The sequence below is a fragment of the Pedobacter frigiditerrae genome (assembly GCF_004331645.1).
Lineage (GTDB): Bacteria > Bacteroidota > Bacteroidia > Sphingobacteriales > Sphingobacteriaceae > Pedobacter > Pedobacter frigiditerrae.
In genome coordinates, this window is record NZ_SJSK01000001.1 from 270,430 (window position 1) to 292,555 (window position 22,126).

Genomic DNA, 22,126 nt, shown 5'->3' on the forward strand with positions numbered 1-22,126 from the left:
CTAGATACTAACTACTTGCTACTTTTCATTATTTTTGTACTATGTCAACAGAAACCAAGGAAGAAACATTTACACTAGAAGAGATTTTAACCTCTTTAAAAACTGTTCATCGTTTAATATTATGGAATGATGACGTAAATACTTTCGAGCATGTAATTTGGTGTATGATGAAATATTTAGATTACAGTGAAACACAAGCCGAAAAAATTGCTTGGGAAGTTCACAACAAAGGTAAATGTGCTGTATTAGAAGGTTCTTTTACAGAAATGGAAGTTTACAGAAAGATTTTACAACAAGAAGGATTAATTGTTTCAGTTGATTAATATTTTCTTTTAGCATAAAGGGGGTTACCCTATAAGTATGGTAAGTCAATATAAGCGTACGCTAAACATATACCTTCTTAGATGTCTTACATGGTTTAATCTTGAAAACTAGTTCAACTGTTTCAATAATTCTGTTAACTCTGCCTGTGTAGCTTGAGTTTTATCTTTCGCATACCAACCGTGTAATTGTTCTGCAACTAATCCAGTATCTTCAATTTCTTGTTTCCATTGCTTTAGTAAATTTTGCAAAATTTGTGGTCTTGGGCCCCATTTCGGTAAAACTGGATTTTTATTTTCATCCAATACCAAAAGCACAGGAATTGCTCTTCCACCATTGGTAAGATAATTATCCATCAGCTCTAAATTCTCATCCCTTAATACAATTTTTAAAGAGAATTTTCCATTTGAAGCTGCCGCAATCTTTTCTATTACAGGCAAAATCTGTGCAGCATCTCCACACCATCCTTCGCTAATAACCAAAAAATTGTAGCTTGATTTTACATTTAAAATTGCCTCAAGCAAATCAGGGTTTAGAACAGTCGTTTTTTCAACTCTGTTCATTCTTTGGATGTTCATTTTGGTATAATGCAACATTCCAAGTGAATGGTCATCACCTGTAGTTTTGTTTTCTAAAAATAAACTGTTGATTAGTTCACGATAACTTGAATAATTCGTTCCGTTATCAAAAATATTACTGTAATTGAGCATAAAATAGCTGTAATAAAATAGTTACGCCTCCTTTTTTTAAACCATCAAAGCCGACCTTTGTCAATTCATAAGGAAAACGGAAAGATAAATTTAAGATGAGACACTTTACTACCAAAGTTCTGCTATTTGCACTAGCATTTTGTATAATCACTGTAAAAATATTCGCTCAAAACACAGGCGAAGGTAAGATTAGCGGAAAAATTATAGAAGCCGAAACAAATCAAGCAGTTCCATTCGCTGCAGCTATACTATTAGATAAAAGAACGAAAGCCACTGTAAAAATTGCTCAAACAGATGCTGATGGTAATTTCATTTTGACAAATTTACCAAAAGGCATTTATACTTTTAAAGCCAGTTACGTAGGCTTTCAAACTATGGTTAGAGACTCGGTTTCTATATCAGAAGCTGTTAAAACAGTAGACTTTGGCACCATTAAAATGAAACCAGCCAAAGGCAATTTACTAAGTGAAGTAAAAGTTACTGCCCCAAAAACCACAATGCAATTGGGCATTGATAAAAAGGTTTTTTCGGTAGACCAAAGTTTAGTAAGTGAAGGTGGTTCTGCATCAGATTTATTGCAAAATGTTCCATCCGTACAAACAGACATAGAAGGAAATGTAAGTTTGCGTGGTTCTGCTGGCGTTAGGGTTTTAATAGACGGAAAACCATCATTAATTGCTGGCGGAAACGTTGCTCAAATCTTACAATCAATTCCTGCTAGTTCAATTGAAAGTGTGGAATTAATCACTAATCCATCTGCAAAATACGATGCAGAAGGTCAATCAGGCATCATCAACATTGTTTTAAAGAAAAATAAAAAACTTGGTTTTAATGGTTCCCTTGCCCTATCAGCTGGCAATCGTGATAACTACAATGCAAACACCAGTTTAAGTTTCCAAAACAGTAAGATTAATCTTTATGGAAATTATGGCTATCGTTACGGCAATCGTATAGGTGGTGGTTACAATAACATAGATTACATTAACCCTATCAATCCATCTATACCTACTGGTTTTGCCGACCAACTTTCTAACTCTAACGATTTAAATAAGAGCCATAATTTAAAAGCTGGGATTGATTACTATTTAGCCGAAAAAAGTGTGGTCAGCTTTTCAACGGGTTTTAATTTAAGAAATGAAGATGAAAATGAGTTCTTAAACATTGATAAATTAGGCGCCACAAAAAATCCTCTTGAATTAAGTAGAAGAAGAAATGTAGAAAACGGAGATGGAAAAAGTGTTGACTTGAACCTAGATTTCTCTCAAAAATTTAAAAAACCAAAAGAAGAACTAACTATAAATCTAGGTTTTTCACAGGGCGATAATGACAGCTTTCAGATTTACAATACAAATATCTACAACACTAACGGCACAACGGTTAATAATTTAGAAGTACAACAAACCGATAGGTCAAGCTTCAACAGAAACCATAACGCCCAATTAGATTATACCTTACCAGTTGGAAAATCAGGTAAAATTGAAGCAGGTTTACGTAGCCAAGTCCGTATTTCAGAAAGTTCTACCTACGCCGATGAATTAAGCCCAGTTAATGGTCAGTTTAACTTTAATTATGCCTTGAGCAATGAGTTTAACAATAAAGACCAAGTACATGCTGCTTATGTTAATTATCAAAATCAGATTAATAATTTTGGTTATCAAGTTGGTTTAAGAGCAGAAGATGCAGCCTTAGATACCCGCTTAGGGGCTTATGACATTAATTCTAACCTTAATTACATTCCAGGCAGAGTAGCATATACACGTATTTACCCAAGTGTTTTTTTAACTCAAAAACTTAAGGGCGACCATCAGTTACAATTGAGCTACAGCCGTAGGGTAAATAGACCTAGAGGCTGGGACACTAACCCTTTCTTAGATGTATCTAATCCGTTAAACTACAGGCAAGGAAATGTGAATTTATTACCTGAAGATGTACACGCTTTTGAGTTTAGCCATAGTAAGTTTTGGAAAAAGTTTTCATTGATATCTTCAGTTTACATGCGCCAAACTAATGATGTAATTCAGCGTATAAGAACCGAACCAGACGCAAATGGGATTACTATTACAACTCCTCAAAACTTAACTAGAAGTATCAATAGCGGTTTAGAGTTAATTGGAAAATTTGATTTATTCAAATCGTGGAATTTTACAGCAAACGTTAATCTTTACCAAAGCAAAATAAAGGGAGTACCTGCATTTGGCATAGTAGAAAACTCGGGTTTTAGCTATAATACCAACCTAACAAACAACTTTGTATTACCTTACGGCGTAACTCTTCAGCTTCGAGGAGAATATCGTTCTAGGGAAGTAATGGCACAAGGCATAAGAAGAGCAATGTATGGTGTAGATGCTGGAGCTAAATACGATTTGAACAAAAAAACTAGTTTAAGCCTTAACGTTAGAGATATCTTTGCAAGCAGGAAATGGGAAATGCAAACTATTGGATCAACCTCTATTGTAGATTTTAGTCGTTTATTTGGTGGCACACAAGCAAATTTAACCTTCTCTTACCGCTTCGGTAAAACCGATTTTAGTTTTAAGAAAACTAAAAAATCAGACGAACAAGGTTCTCGTCCAGATGAAGAATCATTTTAAACTTTTATATTAGCGCTACCTTGAAAAGATTGTCCCCACTTGTTTTAGCCTTTGCCTTTTTAAGCTTTATGTCCTTCAGTGTTAATGCTGCAGAAAAAGGCATTATTAGAGGTAAAGTTATTGAAGAAGTGGGTGCATTACCCATTCCTTATGCCGCAGTTTCATTATACGAAGGAACAAATGAACAAACACTTTCTATTACACAAAGTGATGAGAATGGTTTCTTCAAAATCGGCAATTTAAAAGTGGGCACTTACCGAGTAAAAGTTAGTTATGTTGGCTACACCAATCTTTTTGTAAATGAAATTATCATCACCGAAAAAGATTTCGATAAAAACCTTGGAAATTTAAAACTGGCAAGCGAGCAAAGCAATTTAAATGAAGTGGTAATCACCGCTCAAAAACCTCTAGTAGAATTTGGAGCCGATGTAATTACCTATAATGTGGGTTCATCTGTTTTAGCTGAAGGAAGTACGGCTACAGATGTGCTTAAAAACGTGCCAATGGTACAAGTAGACATTGATGGAAATGCAACCATTTCTGGCAAAAGAAGTACAAGGGTTTTTATTGATGGGAAACCATCTGATTACATGACATCGAACATTGCCGATTTGTTAAACGTGTTGCCATCAGATGCAATTGAGAAAATAGAAGTAATGACAAATCCACCATCCAAATATTCTGGAGATGGAGAAGGCATCCTTAATATTGTAATGAAAAAAGGCTTTAAAGTCGGTTTTAATGGGAATATTGGCATAAATGCAGGTTTACAAGGCAATACAAACACCAATGCCTTTGCTTCTTATCGTGGTAAGAACTTCAACATCAACGGCGGCGGAGCATATCGCCAAAATATTGGCAAAGGCAATAGCGAGAGTTATAGAACAAATATTTTTCCTGATACAACATTTTATTATAACCAGTTTAACAACAATAGAAATGAGAATGAAGGTGGTAATTTCAGGGTAGGTTTTGACTGGGATATTACACCAAAGCAAAGTTTACGTCTTTCTACAAACTATAACGTTAACAGTACCAATAGCCTTTCTGGAAACGATTTTTATTATTTAAATGAAGAACAAATTGCCACTCGTTTACGCAATCAGCAAAACCTTGGCGATGGCAATAGCAATAACTTTGTTTTTAATGCCGATTATAACCTGCAAACAGATACAATTGGCGGTAAAATGACCATCGGTGTTACCATTAATACTAACTCAAATAACGATTTTCGTTCTTACAACAGAACTTATGCTTTTCCTGTAAACTTAAATCCAAGTTTACAGCAAAATGATAATCAAACTGGCAATGATGGCTTGACTTTTAATTTAGATTACGACAAGCCTGTTTTTAAAAAACGTGACCAACTAGAATTCGGTCTTGCCTATAATTATCGCAAAAACGACAACGATTTATTAGTTCAGAACTTCAATTATCAAACACAAGAATACATTACCAACCAAAAGCTAACCAACAAGTTTTTTTACAACGAAAACATTTTATCAGGTTATGCTTCCTATAATTATCGCAAAGGCGGTTGGGGTTTAAAAGGTGGCGTAAGAGCTGAATATACTAATGTTAACTTCGATTTGTCTACTGGTTCTAGCTACAATGTGAAACCTTATTTAAGTGCATTTCCGAGTGTTTCTATTAATCGTTTTTTTAAAAAGAGATATAACTTTGGCACAACTTATAGCGTTCGCATAAACAGACCAAGGGAGAATACATTAAACCCACAGGTTAACAATGCAGATACCTTAAATATTTCTTATGGCAATCCAGATTTATCTCCGTCTTATACCCATCAAATGGATGTAAGCTTTGGTGCCTTCGGATTAAAATGGTCGTTTACACCACGTATTTCTTACTCAACAAGTAGCGGGGTTATAGAAAGATATAGAATTGTAAACCCCAATGGTATCTCAGAAAGCACATTTGATAATGTTGGCACAAACCAATCTTTTGCCTTAATGTTAATCGGAAACTTCCGCCCCACCAATAAGATTTCTACAAATGGAAACTTTAGCGTTATCCAAAGCAAGTACAGTTCTTCTTTAAATTCATCATTAAATAGAGATGGTTTAAGTTTACGAGGTTCATTAGGTATTTCGATGCAATTACCTTACAAAACTGCATTCGAATCTAACTTAAACTACGCGAACAACATCACAGCCCAGGGTAGAAACAAAGGTTCTGTCAATAGCAGTTTTGGCGCTAGAAAAAGTTTCTTTAAAAATACATTAAGTGTTAGGATTAGTACGCAAGATCCATTTGGCAGAAAGAACAACAATTCCTTTAACCAAGGTTTAAATTTCATATCTCAAAGTTATTCCACTAATAATTCTAGCAATGTAAACTTTAGCTTAAACTATCGTTTTACTAAAGTAAAAGTTAATAAAGTAGTTATCCCGCCTGCACCTAAGCAATAATTTTTTTAACATTAAGGTGAGAAGAATAATTATTGCTTATTAACCTTAATTTCTTAATGTTAAAATCTAGAAATATCAATTGCATTAGAAAAACAAGTTGTTGTGATAATCGGTTAAAGTAGTCGGGCTTTTCATTTCAATCTTTTTGTGATTCGATAGGCTCAGCATTACAAAAAGGATTTTCATTACAATCCCGTTTATTAAACCTAGGTCTGTACAAATATGTCTGGTTGCAATTTGCCAACCCCCAGTACCGTTAAAATCATAGACCTGTCTCGATAGCTATCGGGAGTACGAATACCGTCCTTCACGGCAGTAAGAAAAGCCTGCCTACTGGACAGGCAGGCAGGACAGGTTAAGCCAAAAATTACTGTCATTGTTTTTCAAAATTGAAAAATCTAGAACTAAGACTTCATAATTCTCTGTATCTTGCGCTTATGAGCACGGATAACCCTTGGAAAGTTTTAAGCAGCCAAAAAATTTACGACAACAATTGGATTACTTTAACAGAATATCAAGTTCTTAATCCTGCTGGTGGACCAGGAATTTATGGTGAAGTTCATTTTAAAAATTTTGCCATCGGCATTTTACCTTTAGATGAAGAGTTAAATACTTGGCTTGTAGGACAATTTCGTTTCCCAACAAAAACCTATAGCTGGGAAATTATTGAAGGAGGTGGAGCTTTAAATGCTGACCCAATAGAAAGTGCCAAACGTGAGCTCGCAGAAGAAAGTGGGCTTACAGCACAACATTTTACAGAAATCCAGCGAATGCATTTATCTAACTCTGTAAGCGACGAATTTGCAATAGTATATCTTGCTCAAGGTTTAACCGAAGGCGCATCGTCTCCAGAAGATACTGAACAATTGGTTATTAAAAAAATGCCGTTTGAGGATGCTTATCAAATGGTTTTAAATGGCGAAATTACTGATAGCATAAGCGTTGCAGCAATTTTAAAAACTAAGATATTAATACAAGAAGGTAAAATTTAAATCAATGAGTAAATTTTTAGGCTACATATTTGGCCCTATTTTTAACATCGTATTCTTTTTATTTTTATGCATTTTCCATCCTATACAATGGATTTGCTTTCGTGCTTTTGGTTATAAGGCACACAAAGTTTCTGTAGATATTTTGAACTTCTTTTTAACCTACTGCAATTGGGTTTTATTTAACTCGGTTACTTTTAAAAACGACCAAAACCTGCCAACAGACAACCCAATTATTTTTGTGGCCAACCACCAAAGTATGTATGATATTCCAGGTATAATCTGGTTCTTGAAACAACATCACCCTAAATTTATTTCTAAAATAGAATTAACCAAAAACATCCCTTCCATTTCTTATAACCTCAGAGTTGGTGGCGGTGCAAATATTAATCGAAAAGATAGCAAACAATCTATTTCTGAATTGATAAAACTGGGCCGTAGAATGAAGGAAAATACTTGGAGTACCGTGATATTTGCCGAAGGCACTAGAGCCAAAGACGGCAATATAAAACCTTTTAATGTGGGTGGAATTGCAACCTTGTTAAAAGTAGTGCCCGATGCTTTAATTGTTCCAATTGCCATTGAAAATTCTTGGAAAATTGTGCGTTATGGAAAGTTCTTTTTAACGGTCGGCAATCCAATTAAATGGACTGTTTTAAATCCAGTTAATAAAGCAGATAAAAACGCTGAAGAAATAGTTTTAGCAGCAGAAAATGCGATTAGAGAGAAACTGCATCAGGCTATTCGTTTACCAGACTTAGATACAAATAGTATGAAGTCATAATAAAACCACCGATAAAATATACTCTAAAATTTGTGTCTATCTGTGGTTAATTTAAAATATACCATCCCATGAGAATTATCAAATACCTTTTAATTGGTTTTTTAGGTTTTAGCCTGAGTGCAAATGCACAAAAGAAAATTGCAGAGAACACCTTGCTTTGGGAAATATCTGGTAATGGATTAGCAAAACCATCTTATCTTTTTGGCACTTATCATTTTGCCGACAAAGGTTTTGTAGACACGATGAAGGTTTTAAATGAAAAATTTATTGCCGCAGATATTGTTGTTGGAGAATTAATAATCACTAAGGAATTAGCCATTAAATTAATGCCCTATATGATTATGAAAGGTAATTCTTTAGATAAATTATTGAGCGCTTCGGAGTATAAATTAATTGATGATTATTTAAAAAGCTTGGGGAAATATGAGCTTAAAATGTTCAATGTATTTAGTCCGATGGCAGTGCAGACAATGATTATTCAAATGACATCTCCAGTTACCTTTACCGATACTAATCCTGCTATCGACCAATATTTTCAAGACTATGGCAAAGAAAACAACAAAGAAGTAATTGGTTTAGAAACATTAGAAGAACAAGCTCAAATTCTATTTGGCAGTAGCTTAGAAAGGCAAAAAGAAGTGTTGGTTAAATATGTTAAAGAGGCAGATAAAAATAAGGCTGAAAGCAAAAAGCTTTATGAAGATTACATTACACAAAACTTAAAAGCGATAGAAAAAACCTTCTCCAAATTAGATGATTTCACTCCCGAAGAAAACAACAGGTTATTAAAAAACCGTAATATAAAATGGATAGAAAAACTGCCTAATTTAATGCAAAACAAAAGCCTATTTATTGCTATCGGCGCTGGACATTTAGTAGGTAAAAATGGACTAATTAAAGGTTTTCAAGCTAAAGGTTATGCGGTTAAACCTGTTGCGACGAATTAAATATGTTTTGTCATTCCGAGGCACGAGGAATCTATAAAGAAGAGTTCATTCGATAGATCCTTCGCTTCGCTCTGAATAACAAACTATAATTAAATATTCTTCCCGTCAATCAATTTAAAAAATTCATCTCTGTAAGTATCTCCTATTGGAATAATTTTAGAAGCAATTGAAATACGACTACGTTCGATACTTTCAATTTTATCAAGCGAAATGATGTATGATTTATGAACCCTGATGAACTCTCCTTTTGGCAAGGTTTCTTCCATCTTTTTCATATTCTGTAAAGTAATTACTCGCTCTGTTTTAGTAAAAATAGAAATGTAATCTTTTAAGCCTTCTATGTAAAGAATATCATCCAATTCAATTTTCTGAATTTTATGTTCTGTTTTTACGAAAATAAAATCTTGAACAGGCCCATTATTATGATTGTTGTTTTGTGGCGCAACAGGCTCAGGTACTACAACCGCGGCAGGTTCTGATTTTAGTAATTGGTTGTGAACTTTTTCTACAGCCTTGTAAAAACGGTCAAAAGCAATTGGTTTTAAAAGATAATCAGATACATTCAAATCATAACTTTCCAATGCATATTGAGAATAAGCAGTTGTTAAAATATAGTTCGATTTTCCACTAGCAATCTTCAAGAATTGAATCCCAGTTAAATCTGGCATTTGAATATCTAAAAACACCAAATCAATTCCACCAGCTTGTACCAATTGTAAAGCTTCAATGGCATTTTCGGTACGTTTTACCAGTTGTAAAAAGGGCACTTTAGAAACGTAATCCTCAATAATGTCGAGCGCCAATGGCTCATCGTCAACAGCAATACATTTTAATATCATAAGTCTAGCATCAATTCTGTAGTGTAATGTGTAGCCGAATTTACAATATTTAATTTATACCTATCGGGATAAAGCAACTGTAACCTTCGTTCTACGTTATTTAAACCAACACCACCCATGGCATCTTTATTGGTTTTACTCTTTTTATTACTCACACTAAAGTGAAGTATTTTTTGGTTGGCAATAATATTAATTTTAATTGGGTCTTCTGGCTCATTTGCAACGCCATGTTTAAATGCATTTTCTACGAAAGAAATTAATATTAATGGCACAATTTTTTGCCCGTCAATTTCTCCATTTATGGTAATTACAACCGAAGCACCATCTTTAAACCTTAGCTTTTGGAGTTCTACAAAGCTGGTTACATATTCCACTTCCTTACTTAAATCTACCCAACTGTCATTACTTTCATAAATCATGTAACGCATAATTTCAGAAAGCTTTAAAATCGCATCTGCGGTTTTTTCAGATTTTTGATAGGCTAAAGAATAGATATTATTTAAAGAGTTAAACAAGAAGTGAGGATTCAATTGAGATTTCAGGAACTGTAGCTCCATGTCTTTTTTCTCACTTTCTAAATTACGTTGAACCTTCTCATTAGAAAACCAATCTACAGAAAACTTAATGATACAGCTAGTAACTAATATAAAACCCGATAAAAATGTAGACTTAAATAAATATTCATTAACTGAAATGGTATGGATTTCACCTTTATCAGTTCGAAACTGCAATAAATCTTCAGGGTTTAAAACTGCTATAACTAATTTAACAACTACAGAAGCAGCGATTAAAAATAAAAATGCAAGTACATAAAGTAAATACTTTTTACGTTTCTGTATAAGTTCTGGAATTAAAAAAATATAATTAATGTAAAATGCAGAAAGATTCAAAATACTAAACAGACCATAAGAGTAGATAATATCTTTCGTAGTAGGCCTTGTACCAATAAATATCATAGATAATGCTATCCCTAGCATCAGCAACCAAAATATAGAATGTGCTATTATTGCACCTTTACTTTTCATAAACTCTAATTATTTAAAATGCCTTTAATTACATCCAAAGTAAATATATCATTTATTTTACGAGCTTACTTTCGACGAACTGGCATTTTTTTTCTACCAAAAGGCTAAAACTGCCAATCAGTTGCAAAACTAGCCTTTTTAACCGTTTATCTAAGATAAAATGCACTTGGTCTAAAACATTTTAGCAGGATATTTTAAATTATTCTATTTGTTCAACAAAACAAAACAACCTAGAAAAAAGAACCTTAAAATAAAACGAGTTATGAAAAAGTTATCAAACGTATCGCCATTCTTACTTTTATTATTTCCAGTATTTGTAATGATGTTATTTGCTTTTGCCACAAGCACAAATAACACGCAAGATGATGAGGCAGTTGTAAAAACAGCAGCTCCAACATCAAACACAATTGTTAAAGCTACTGCTGCAATCTTAAAATAAGCATGAGCAATTTCGCAATAGAAACAGTAGGCTTAACTTATAACTTTGGCGCACAAACCGTTGTTAAAGATTTATCGCTACAAGTACCACAAGGAAGTATTTATGGATTTTTAGGTCCTAACGGAGCTGGAAAAACCACAACCATAAAGATCCTGTTAAATCTTTTACAATCTCCATCAGACCAAGTATTTATTTTTGGGAAAGAGATCAATTCAAATCGCATTGCGAGCTTAAAACGCATGGGTGCTTTAGTAGAGCAACCTGCAATATATGCACACTTAACAGGAAAAGAAAATCTAGTTAATCGTTGCATACTTTTGGGAATTAAGAGAAGTAAATGTGCCGAAATGTTAAGCTTGGTTGGCTTAACAGACGCTGCTAATAAAAAAGCTGGCAAATATTCTTTAGGGATGAAACAACGCTTGGGAATTGCCTTGGCCTTAATATCAGATCCTGAATTGTTATTGTTAGATGAGCCAACTAACGGCTTAGATCCTAACGGGATTATTGAGATAAGAAACTTGATGATTGAATTGACAGCTAAACATGGCAAAACCATTTTAGTATCAAGTCATTTATTAGCAGAAATAGAAAGAACTGCAACTCATGTTGGCATCATAAATAAAGGACAATTATTGTTTCAAGGAACGATAAACGAATTGCATGACTTAAGCAAACCATCAGTAAAAATTGAGACCGACAACCAAGAAAAAGCTATTGAAATTTTATCAAATGCAGGGGCAGAAATTGTTCAAAAAGATGGACAAACGGTATCAGTAATTTTCAAAACAAAAGCTGATATGGGAACAATGAATACATTGTTGGTTCAAAATGGTGTAACCGTTTTTTCTATTGGCAAGGAAAGAAAAGACCTTGAAAATTTATTCTTAGACATTACTTCAAAAAATTAACAATGCACTCATTAATTATCTCACTACAGTCCGAATTTTATAAATCCAGAAAAACGCTAGCATTTTGGAGTTCAATTTTATTGCCTTTATTACTTTGCATAGCAATAAGTTTAGGATTTATTTTTAAGTACCAAGATTTAATTAAACATCCGCCTCAGATACTTTGGTTTTACTTTATCTCGCCTATTTCAGGTATAATGGGTTCATTATTGTTACCTATTTTGGTAATCTATAATACATATGCCGTTACCAATATGGAATATAAGGGTGATACTTGGAAAAGCTTATTCTCTCTACCTTTATCCAAATTATCAATATATACCAGTAAATTTCTATACATCATATTTTTAACCTTTCTAACGATGTTTCTGTTTGCACTCTTGATTATAGCTTCAGGACATGCAATTGAGTTAATAAGACCGCAATTAGAGTTTGGGGATTACAATCCCAATGAGCTTATATTCAAAGCATTTGGAAAGTTATTTTTATCATCAATAGGCATTATCTCTATTCAATTCTTAATGAATATCATGTGGAATGATTTCCTTAAGCCATTTGGACTAGGATTTTTGTTAACCATTATATGTTCCATTATGGCCAATGTAGGGTGGAAATATGCGGTATATCTGCCTTATAGTTTTCCTAGCTTAACGGTAATGAATATCATGAGCGCTAAAAAAGGTGCAGAGTTAATAATCTTTGATCAAGCAATAATTAATAGTCTTATTTGTGGAGCCGTAGTATTTATTATAGGGTATTTTATAGTCGCAAAAAAGACAATCAAATAAAGAATTTAGTTTAGTTTTTAGTTAAAAAGGGTTTGGTGGATGCTACCCTTTTTTTATGCCTTTTTATTAGACAAATTAAACAATCTTATTCTTCAAATCCTTATACTTAGACCTGCCGATTGGTAATTGCTCTCCGCTTTTAAGCAATAAGCTATATTTACTTCCAGATTGAATTAAAATCTTTTCTGCTAGTTCTAAAGAAACCAAATAAGATTTATGGATACGCTCGAATGAATATGGCAAAAGCTGTTCTAAAGTTTCCAATGATTTATCATGCAGTTCTTGCTTTCCATTACGTAAATGCAGCTCGCTATAAATGCCTGCCCCTTTTATGAAAAGCAGATCTTCAATATCTATCAATTTAATGTCTCCTGCTTTTTTTACAGCTAGAAATTTAAGCAACTCATCAGTAGGTTTTACATTTGCCTTTATTCTTTTAAAAGCCTGGGCTAATCTAATTTCATCAAAGGGTTTAGGCACAAAATCTAACACACCATATTCAAAAGCCATAATTGCCTTATCTGTGTTGGCAGAAACAATTATGGTATGAAAAGATTTTGAAACAACAGATTCTAGTAAATCAAAGCCATTTTCTCCATTCAAGTTTAAATCTAGCAACAACAAATCAATCTCATTATTTTCTATATATGCCATTCCTTTCTGCACAGAATCGCAAATAGAAATAGTAGAGTTCTGCTCAAAGTAATTACTTGCCATTCTTTCTAATCGCTTAGCAATTCTAGCTTCATCTTCAATTATCAACACTCTCATTTGGTATAAATTTTAATTGTGGTCATCCAACCTTGAGTATTTTCATGTGATGTAAATTCCCAATTTTCAGCATAACTTTCAGTTAGTCGAGCTTTAATATAAGTAAATCCATTACCTCCATTTCTTGGTTTAATTTTAACCCTGTTATTTGCAAAAGTTTCAAAAGTATATTGTTTATAATCAGCTCCTGCTGAAAACGAAAGTTTAAACTTCATGCTTCCATCTGCAAGCGGACTGCTGTGTGTTATTCCATTTTCTAAGATGGTATGTATCAATGCGGGCGGAATAAATTCACTTTCATCGATATTATCTTCTTCCCATTTATAGTTTATTTCTTTCCGAAACTGCATAACCGACAAATGCTTTTTACAGAGCTCAATCTCTTGTCTAATAGGGATCAACGCCTGTTCTGATATACTGTTCATGATATCAAATTCATCAGCCAATGCTTGTATAAACGCCGTACCTTCTTTTGGAGATTCTTCTACCCAATCCATTAAAGAAGTTAAAGTGTTTTTTATGAAATGAGGCTGAATATTCTTTTTAATCAATTCTAACTGCAATTTAGAAGAAAGCAATAACGATGATTGATATTCTTCTTCTATCACCTTCATTTGAATGGTGTGCAAATAAAGTATGCACAAAACAATAAGGGAAAAGCTAATGAACAAGCTAAAATCATAAAATAGGAATTGATTAATCAATAACCTTAAAAGCAAAGCTATCAGTACAATCAGGGCTCCTTTTTCTTTTTGATAGATACCCCTAAAAACTACGATTAAAGACGCAATCCACATGGCTTGGCTATAATAATAGGCAGTTATATCATAATGCCCAAAGTTTAAAATATAGATGGCAACCAATGAGATAAAAAGCAAGCTCATTAATATTTTCTTCCATTTAAATTTAAATTGAATGGTAAAATATAAGGGAACCAACATGGAAAGTGCAAAAGTTAACCAACCTATCAATTCCAATCGCAAGAAAAAACGTGTATAAGGAATTTCTATATAAAATTTGATATATTCTAAGATCAGCAAGGCGAAAAATAAAAAACAGATAACCGAAAAAATCAGAATGGTGTATTGTTTAACCCTGCCATTGATAAACAAAAAAAGATAATATATAGCCGCAATTAGAAAAGCACCTGCAATCAAATTCATAAATGAAGAGGCCTTTAATGGCATTTTAAGTAGGTCATCGTAAGTACTCAAGCCTGCAGAAATATCTCGCTGAAAATTCCCCAAATGGGCTTGTGAGGCCCGAAGTGCAAGTACGTGGCTTCCGGTTTGAGCCAACGAATCTGGTATGCTGTAGTAACTTGTTGCTGCGCCTGGTATTTCTGCCTGGTTAAGCATACTGACCTGGCCGTTTTTACCTATCAATTTGCCGTCCCAATAAACATCAAAAGCACCAAAAGCCTCTATTTTTAGTCCCAGTAGCCCTAATGGTTTTTTGGTCAAATCTATTTTTAACCTTACCCAAAAAATATTGTTTTTAGTATCACCACGTGCTGTTGCCCAGCCTTTTTCATTAAAATCCTTTTTTGCCCATGATAGGCTATCACCTGTTTTATATACTGGCGGATAATCCTTAAAACTAATTTCTGGTCTATTACAAGACAAGAAGATTAACGACAAAAAAAGAAAGAGGTAATTCTTCATTTACCAAAGATAGGATATAGAATTTGTAGAAAAATGCATTTCAAAAGGATATAGAGCCGTTCACATAGTTTTCTAAAACTTGAAGCTTTTTTGCCACTAAACTTGTGCCATGAAACAATTATTTTTATCCCTGATCATCCTGTTGAGTTATTTAAATAGTAACGCACAGCAAGCAAGTACTTCTTCAAGAACGGTAGCCGGAATTGTAAAAGAACAACAAGATAAAGTTCCAATTCCTTATGCAACTGTACGCATAAAAGACACATCAACGAAGCTTTTGGCAGCAACCATTACAGATGAAAAAGGAATGTTCAAGTTAGAAGCGGTTTCAAAAGATAGCTTAATCATAGAGTTTTCATTAGTTGGATACCAAACCTTGGTTAAAACCTTAACCAAATCTATATCAAGCCTTAATTTAGTGATCATTCTTCAGCCAGATGCTCAATTATTAAAAGAAGTTGCTGTTAATGGCGAACAACCATCTATTAGCTTAAAGCTCGATAAAAAGGTGTTTCAGGTTGGAAAAGATATTTTATCACAAACTGGCTCTTCCTTAGATTTACTAAATGGCGTACCATCTGTAAGTGTTAGTCCTGCTGGGGGTGTTAGTTTAAGAGGAAACAGCAATGTATTGGTATTGATAGACGGGAGGCGTTCTGGATTTACACAAGGAAATGCATTAGATCAATTGCCAGCAGACCAGATAGAAAGAGTGGAGGTTATTACCAATCCATCTTCAAGATACGATGCCGCAGGTTCTGCAGGGATCATTAATATCATTTTAAAGAAAAATAAAAAATCTGGATTAAATGGCCAATTGAGTTTAGTGGCGGGTGTACCAAATGAAACCAGGATTACACCAAGTTTAAACTATAAATCGGCAAAAATTAACTTGTTCTCTACCTTCGGCCTACGTTATTCAGATTATGATGGACTTTACATTTCAGATCAGTTTACCAATGATGCAGGAACTACTAACTTGCTTCATAAACGACAAGATGAGGATAGACATGACGATGCCAAGATGTTATACTTTGGAGGAGATTTTCTAATCAATAACCACAATACCATTACCGCAGCGTTTTTAAATAAAACTACAAACGACCATGATAAAACGAGCTTGCAATATGATTATGCAAAAAAGGGAAATACATTAGATAGTATATTATTGCGTAAAGGCGAGTCTTGGGAAAAAAGGGACTATAATCAGATAGAATTTAATTACACTAAAACCTTCAACAAGCCTAACCAGAAATACACTGTAGATATGCAATATGATTTTTGGAACAGTGATAAAGATTGGAGCTTATCTACCCAAAAAACTTTGCCTAACGTTACAACTTTCCCGGGTGTTAGAACAAGTTCCATTGGTGCGAGTAAAGATTTCATGTTGCAAACAGACTATGTGCATCCATTAGACAGCGATGCAAATCTAGAGTTTGGCATTAAAGCTGAAAAACGTAGTGTAACTAGCGATTTTAAAGCAGAACGACAAAATAATATCAATTGGGAGATATTAGATGGAATTAATAATGAGCTTATTTATGATGAATTAATTGGAAGTGCCTATATACAATTTGGCAGCAAATGGAATAAAATAGCTTACCAACTTGGAATGAGAACCGAATTAACAAAAATTGGTTTAGAAGATAGAGCTGGAACATTTAATAGTGATAAGAAATACACTAGATTTTTTCCAACGCTTAACCTATCTTATCAGTTTAATACGAAGACAACTATTCAGGCTAGTTACAGTAAACGTATTAACAGGCCATCACTTTTTGCATTATATCCATTTAATGAGCTAACAGATTTCAATTCGCAGTATGTTGGTAATCCGGACTTAAATCCATCTTATGCTGATGTTGTAGAATTGAGTTTTTTAAGCAATTGGAATAAATTCACATTCAATCCTTCATTATATTACCAAAACAATAAAAACATTACTCAAGATTATACCTACAGAAACTCGAATGGTGTATTTATTACCACGCCTATTAATATTGATGGAGAATCACGCAGTGGATTAGAACTTTCTTTATTGTACAACCCTTATCGTTTTTTACAGTTTAGCATGGAAGTTAATGCCTACTACTTTACCCAAAAAGGATTTTATGCCAATCAGGATTTTTATTACAACGGCAACATTTTAACCAGTAGAATAAGCACGCAAATAAAGTTACCTAAAAAGTTAAGTTTTCAAGGTCGATATAATTTTACAGGCGCCCAAAGTAATGCTCAAAGTAGAACAGCAAGCATCCATAACATAGATGTTGGAGCGGGAAAAACATTCTTAAAAGACAAAGCAACACTATTGTTTGATGTTGCCAATCTATTTAATTTAAGAAAATTTGAAACAACAACAACAGGTAACAATTATTCGCTTGTTCAGGTTAACAGTCCAAACGCAGCAAGGTATCGTTTAACGTTTGTGTATAAATTAAATTTAAAGGAGAATCAAGGTGCAAGACAAGCTAAAGCGGGAAATAGGAATTAATTAATATTTGTCATTCCGACTTTGGAGGAATCTGATCGAAAGAATTCTTAATCATAGATTCTTCGCTTCGCTCTGAATGACAAAACCGCTTTTACTTTGACAAACCATTTGCATTGAGTTTATAAGTTTGTCAAAGTAATTTACCTCCCCGCTCTTGGAGTAATCACTAAACTTTCGTGCCCATTCTCATCTACAGATTGTACACCGAAATAATAATTGTCTTTTGAGTAAGCAAGCGTTGCTGCATTCTCTTTAACAAAGAATTTTTTTTCCCAAAATGGACTTGTGGTTTCACGCATCAAAACGTAATAACCTATTGGAGTTTTCCCTTTTGGAGCATCCCATTTTAAGGCAGTTTTATTAGTTAAACCAGCGGTAAGCACTACTACATTTTCGGGTTCTTGAGTTGATAGTGCCAAATTAGACATAACAGATAAGTTCATTCTGGTAACCTTCTGTAAATAATTATAATCTACATATTCTGGCAAATCGCCAAATTTAAAACCATTTTCTGTTCTCACGTCTTGGTGTTGTCTATTAAAATCTTCATTCATCTCGGTAATCCGCACTGCGGCAAAACCTTGTTGAGAAAAAGGTGTGTGATCGCCTCCACGTAAAAAGCGGTCTCTTCTATAAATCAGTTTTACTTCTAGTTGATCTACATATCGCTCTGCAACCTCTTTAATATATCTGGCTGCCTGTCTGGCTTTTCCATCGTTATCTGTGCCAGCAGATTGCCTTGCTGCAACTTGCGCTGGTGTTTCCAAGGGAGATACTCCTTCACTAAACACACGTACACTTTTATTGTCTTTAATGTCGGTCTCCATTCCGTAAGAGTTGCCAACTATATCGTTATTCATCAACAAGTGAACCTTCCAACCTTCTTCCTTTGCTCGTTTTGCCAAATTTGTGGCGCCATATAAACCTTGTTCCTCACCAACCATTGCCACAAAAACCAAGGTAGAATTGAATTTTTGTTTGCTCATTATCCTACACATTTCCATTACTGCGGCAACACCAGAAGCATCGTCATTTGCGCCAGGGGCAAAATCTTTAATGTTCATCACATCAGTTACCCTAGAATCATAATGACCTGAAACCATTAACATTCTTTTATCATTTGGATCTGTACCCGGCAAAACTGCTACAACATTTTTAAGCACAACCGGGGCAGTTATCCTTCTGCCATCTGCAGGTTGCGTAAAAGTATCATAAGAAACTTGAAGCCTATTCCCGCCCGCAACACCATATTTTTCAAACTCACTTTTAATCCAGCTTCTGGCAGCGCCGATGCCTGTAGTTTTACTCAAAGTATCACTTAAGGTATGACGAGTTTGAAAGGAAACTAATTTCTTGATTACAGATTCTAAGTTAGAAGCCGAAACTTCATTAACTAAAGCACTTATGGCAGGATCTCTGCTAATAGTTTGTTGAGCAAACAGCCTTCCAGAAGCTAAAAAGATAAAAACTAAAGAGATTTTAAAATATTTCATTCTAATCATAACAGGGCGTGTAAAAATCTGAATAGAAAGGTACAATTATTTATGATTAACTGTAAATTGACCAACAATAATGATACTTAAAATCGCTTAACAACTATTAAAACTATAATTATGATGAAAAAAATTACTTTTAGTGCATTTGCTTTGGGCTTATGCTTTTCTGCGTTTGCACAAGAGCCAGTAAACTCGGCCGCTGTGGCAAAAATTAGAACAGAAGGATTGGATAAATCTAAAGCATCTGAAATTGCTTACCAGATTACTGATGTTGCAGGGCCACGCTTATCTAACTCTCCAGGCTTAAAAAGAGCACAAGATTGGGCAGTTAAATATTTCAATGAAATGGGCTTAAAGAATGTTCATTTAGAAGCTTGGGGTGATTTTGGTAAAGGATGGCAAGTTGATAAATATTATGCTGCTACAACCAAACCTTTCTACCGTCCAATTATTGCTTCTCCAAAAGCTTGGACACCAGGCACAAATGGCCCAATTAAATCTGAAGTTATTTTAATTAAAGCTGATACAATAACTGATTTAGCAAAATATAAGGGCAAGCTAAAAGGTAAAATCGTAATGATTGAATCTGCATTGGTACAACCTTTAAAGAATACCTATAAGGCCGATGCCGTTCGTTATACAGATGAAGATTTAGAGAAAATGGCTGCTGCTACTCCTCCAGCTGCTGGTGGTGGGCCAGGAAATCGTCAAGGAGCTCCAGGTGCAGGTAACAACCAAAGAGCAATGATGATGAGAATGATGGGTATGAGAGCTGCAATTGACAGTGTATTATTAAGCGAGGGCATTGGATTAAAATTAACTTACGCTCGTGGAAGTCACGGTACTTTCTTTACTAGCAATGGTGCTTCTTATAAATTAGATGCTAAAGCGGTAAATCCAGAACTGGAAGTAAGCAGTGAAGATTACCTACACATTTTACGTTTATTACGTGGCGGAGAGAAAGTAGAAATAGAGGCTGAAGTTAAAACTTCATTTTATGATAAAGATCCAAAGGGTTACAATGTAATTGGAGAAATTCCTGGTACAGATCCTAAATTAAAAGATGAAATTGTAATGTTAGGTGGCCACTATGATTCATGGCACTCTGGTACTGGCGCAACTGATAACGGCGCAGGATCTGCAGTTATGATTGAAGCAATGCGTATTTTAAAAGCTATCGACTTTAAACCAAAACGTACCATTCGTATTGCTTTATGGAGTTCAGAAGAGCAAGGTCTATTCGGATCAAGAGGTTATGTAAAACAACATTTTGCAGACCCTGCCGACATGAAAGCTAAACCTGAACATGAGAAATTATCTGCTTATTACAACCTAGATAATGGAACAGGAACAATTAGAGGTGTTTATTTGCAAGGAAATGCTGCAGTAAAAGACATTTTCCAAGCTTGGTTAACTCCATTTGCTGATTTAGGTGCTAAAACAATTACCATTAGCAATACTGGTGGTACAGATCACCAAGCTTATGATGGTATTGGCTTACCTGGCTTCCAGTTTATTCAAGATCCAATGGATTATAACACACGTACACACCACTCTAACATGGATACGTTTGACCGTTTAGATATGGATGATTTGAAAAAGTCTGCCACTATTGTAGCTTCTTTTGTTTATCATACTTCAGAAAGAGCTGAGAAATTGCCTCGTAAAGCAATGCCTACACCAGCACCTGCAAGACCATAATTAATTAATCACACAGTAAAGAAGTCCCTAGATAAAAATCTGGGGGCTTCTTTATTATATCGTGAACATCCGCTCTTTAAAGGCCCACACTACTAGTTGATGAGAGTTCTTTAGACCAAGTCTTTTTACCATATTCCTGCGATGTGTGTTAACGGTAAGCTCACTTATAAATAGCTGATTACTAATCTCCTTGCTATTATTTCCCATACATACCAAATGCAAGATCTCTAGCTCCCGTTGGCTAATTTGTTCTTCTTTATAAGATATGTCTAACGTCATAAATCTATTTTTTAAACTTTTAGAGTGCTTGTTAAATATGTCTTTACGATTAAGACACTTAAACCCATACCTATCACTAAATCTATAATTAGACAGTTATCCCATAAGCTTCTGTAAATGCCATTTGAGCGTAAGGGATAGATGCATAAGCATAACCATTATCCCCCCAACTTGTAGCTCCCCAACTATTCCTTATAATCAAACGATCTACTGTGTAACCTACAATGGCTACTGCATGTCCACCTTGTTGAGTATCCTCCAAATAAATGTCCAGATTCCCATTAGTAACGCCAGCATTTTGCCAAGTATCATCAACATCTAATCGTACTAATATTGGTCCATTGCCTGCAGCAATCCACTCTTTCCAAACTCTAATCTTATCTACATTATTTTGGCCGAGATTAAAATAATTCCTAATGCGAAAACGAGATGCTAAGGCATAAAATTCATTCTCATCTCCCATAAACGATTTATTACTATCAAATGGCAAAATTTGATCAGTTACACAACCATACTTTCGGGCAATATCTAAGGCGGCTTTTAAGCTAGTGCCAGAAACCTCAATAAATGTAGATGGCCTTTCGTTAAACTCATCGGTTTCTTTTGCCGACATCCATATAAACCTTACAGATAACAGATTTTTATCCCCCAATTGTTTTTTCTTTACAAAATGCCAGCGTAGCAATGCATCTGCAGTCGCCCATCCCACACAGGAGCCAGTTTGTCCTTGGTCGTTAATTTTCCACCAATTTTCACGTAAATCTACTGATGCTGGGATTGCAGTGATAGGTTTTGCAAACTTTGCGGCTATGGCATCTTTAAAATTCCAGTCATTTTTGGTTTCTTTTGAAGGAATACAATTAAGTATTCGTTTTATAGTTCTTTCTCTCATGTTAAACTTTTTGGTTAATTTTTTCTTCTTTAATTAGCAATAATTTTGTTTGA

At 34.4% G+C, this 22,126-nt stretch carries 19 protein-coding genes; 11 read left to right on the forward strand and 8 right to left on the reverse strand.

Features of this window, described 5'->3' with window-relative positions; translation table 11 throughout:
- Positions 1-41: 41 nt before the first annotated feature.
- A complete protein-coding gene (locus tag EZ428_RS01155) occupies positions 42-323 on the forward strand; it encodes an ATP-dependent Clp protease adaptor ClpS (protein ID WP_131551279.1) in 282 nt (93 codons plus the stop codon).
- 108 nt (positions 324-431) lie between these two features.
- Here EZ428_RS01155 and EZ428_RS01160 read toward each other — a convergent pair whose 3' ends face one another.
- The gene (locus EZ428_RS01160) at positions 432-1,031 is read right to left on the reverse strand and encodes a thioredoxin family protein (RefSeq protein WP_131551280.1); all 600 of its coding nucleotides are present in this window, start codon (positions 1,029-1,031) and stop codon (positions 432-434) included.
- Between the two features lie 95 nt (positions 1,032-1,126).
- Between EZ428_RS01160 and EZ428_RS01165 the strand changes: the two genes are divergently transcribed.
- The 5 genes from EZ428_RS01165 to EZ428_RS01185 all read left to right on the forward strand — a co-directional run bounded on the left by EZ428_RS01165 (position 1,127) and on the right by EZ428_RS01185 (position 8,771).
- Complete coding sequence (locus EZ428_RS01165; protein WP_131551281.1) at positions 1,127-3,622, forward strand: outer membrane beta-barrel family protein; 2,496 nt, start codon at positions 1,127-1,129, stop codon at positions 3,620-3,622.
- A gap of 20 nt (positions 3,623-3,642) precedes the next feature.
- A complete protein-coding gene (locus EZ428_RS01170) occupies positions 3,643-6,051 on the forward strand; it encodes an outer membrane beta-barrel protein (protein ID WP_225870968.1) in 2,409 nt (802 codons plus the stop codon).
- A gap of 437 nt (positions 6,052-6,488) precedes the next feature.
- Positions 6,489-7,043: an NUDIX domain-containing protein gene (locus tag EZ428_RS01175; RefSeq protein WP_131551282.1), complete on the forward strand. Its 555-nt coding sequence runs from the start codon at positions 6,489-6,491 to the stop codon at positions 7,041-7,043.
- 4 nt (positions 7,044-7,047) lie between these two features.
- Positions 7,048-7,824 carry a lysophospholipid acyltransferase family protein gene (locus EZ428_RS01180; RefSeq protein WP_131551283.1) on the forward strand — a complete coding sequence of 259 codons (777 nt, stop codon included), beginning with the start codon at positions 7,048-7,050 and terminating at the stop codon, positions 7,822-7,824.
- 68 nt (positions 7,825-7,892) lie between these two features.
- Positions 7,893-8,771 carry a TraB/GumN family protein gene (locus EZ428_RS01185; protein WP_131551284.1) on the forward strand — a complete coding sequence of 293 codons (879 nt, stop codon included), beginning with the start codon at positions 7,893-7,895 and terminating at the stop codon, positions 8,769-8,771.
- Positions 8,772-8,860: 89 nt separating this feature from the next.
- Here EZ428_RS01185 and EZ428_RS01190 read toward each other — a convergent pair whose 3' ends face one another.
- Together EZ428_RS01190 and EZ428_RS01195 are read right to left on the reverse strand one after the other, a co-directional pair.
- A complete protein-coding gene (locus EZ428_RS01190) occupies positions 8,861-9,610 on the reverse strand; it encodes a LytR/AlgR family response regulator transcription factor (RefSeq protein ID WP_131551285.1) in 750 nt (249 codons plus the stop codon).
- Positions 9,607-10,635: a sensor histidine kinase gene (locus tag EZ428_RS01195; RefSeq protein WP_131551286.1), complete on the reverse strand. Its 1,029-nt coding sequence runs from the start codon at positions 10,633-10,635 to the stop codon at positions 9,607-9,609. The genes EZ428_RS01190 and EZ428_RS01195 overlap by 4 nt, the downstream gene beginning before the upstream one ends.
- Positions 10,636-10,897: 262 nt before the next feature.
- On the opposite strand from EZ428_RS01195, the gene EZ428_RS23885 reads away from it, so the two are divergent.
- Genes EZ428_RS23885 through EZ428_RS01205 form a run of 3 tightly spaced genes read left to right on the forward strand, consistent with a single transcriptional unit; the run spans position 10,898 to position 12,773 of the window.
- On the forward strand, positions 10,898-11,074 hold the full coding sequence (locus EZ428_RS23885; protein WP_165501687.1) for a hypothetical protein: 177 nt from the start codon (positions 10,898-10,900) through the stop codon (positions 11,072-11,074).
- A 2-nt stretch (positions 11,075-11,076) separates the two neighbouring features.
- Entirely contained in the window at positions 11,077-11,985 is a 909-nt protein-coding gene (locus EZ428_RS01200; RefSeq protein ID WP_131551287.1) for an ABC transporter ATP-binding protein, read from the forward strand.
- A 2-nt stretch (positions 11,986-11,987) separates the two neighbouring features.
- Positions 11,988-12,773, forward strand: coding sequence for an ABC transporter permease (locus EZ428_RS01205; protein ID WP_131551288.1), 786 nt, complete (start codon positions 11,988-11,990; stop codon positions 12,771-12,773).
- Between the two features lie 75 nt (positions 12,774-12,848).
- On the opposite strand, the gene EZ428_RS01210 is transcribed toward EZ428_RS01205, so the two are convergent.
- On the reverse strand, positions 12,849-13,544 hold the full coding sequence (locus EZ428_RS01210) for a LytR/AlgR family response regulator transcription factor (RefSeq protein ID WP_131551289.1): 696 nt from the start codon (positions 13,542-13,544) through the stop codon (positions 12,849-12,851).
- Entirely contained in the window at positions 13,541-15,208 is a 1,668-nt protein-coding gene (locus tag EZ428_RS01215; RefSeq protein WP_205945581.1) for a histidine kinase, read from the reverse strand. The genes EZ428_RS01210 and EZ428_RS01215 overlap by 4 nt, the downstream gene beginning before the upstream one ends.
- Before the next feature lie 109 nt (positions 15,209-15,317).
- Between EZ428_RS01215 and EZ428_RS01220 the strand changes: the two genes are divergently transcribed.
- Entirely contained in the window at positions 15,318-17,705 is a 2,388-nt protein-coding gene (locus EZ428_RS01220; protein ID WP_131551290.1) for a TonB-dependent receptor domain-containing protein, read from the forward strand.
- A 140-nt stretch (positions 17,706-17,845) separates the two neighbouring features.
- Here EZ428_RS01220 and EZ428_RS01225 read toward each other — a convergent pair whose 3' ends face one another.
- Entirely contained in the window at positions 17,846-19,198 is a 1,353-nt protein-coding gene (locus EZ428_RS01225; protein ID WP_131551291.1) for a M20/M25/M40 family metallo-hydrolase, read from the reverse strand.
- Between the two features lie 120 nt (positions 19,199-19,318).
- On the opposite strand from EZ428_RS01225, the gene EZ428_RS01230 reads away from it, so the two are divergent.
- Entirely contained in the window at positions 19,319-20,902 is a 1,584-nt protein-coding gene (locus tag EZ428_RS01230) for a M28 family metallopeptidase (RefSeq protein WP_225870969.1), read from the forward strand.
- A 54-nt stretch (positions 20,903-20,956) separates the two neighbouring features.
- On the opposite strand, the gene EZ428_RS01235 is transcribed toward EZ428_RS01230, so the two are convergent.
- Both EZ428_RS01235 and EZ428_RS01240 read right to left on the reverse strand, forming a co-directional pair.
- Entirely contained in the window at positions 20,957-21,181 is a 225-nt protein-coding gene (locus EZ428_RS01235; RefSeq protein WP_131551292.1) for a response regulator transcription factor, read from the reverse strand.
- A gap of 88 nt (positions 21,182-21,269) precedes the next feature.
- Positions 21,270-22,073, reverse strand: a complete 804-nt coding sequence (locus EZ428_RS01240; protein ID WP_131551293.1) for a C1 family peptidase — start codon at positions 22,071-22,073, stop codon at positions 21,270-21,272.
- Positions 22,074-22,126 lie beyond the last annotated feature (53 nt).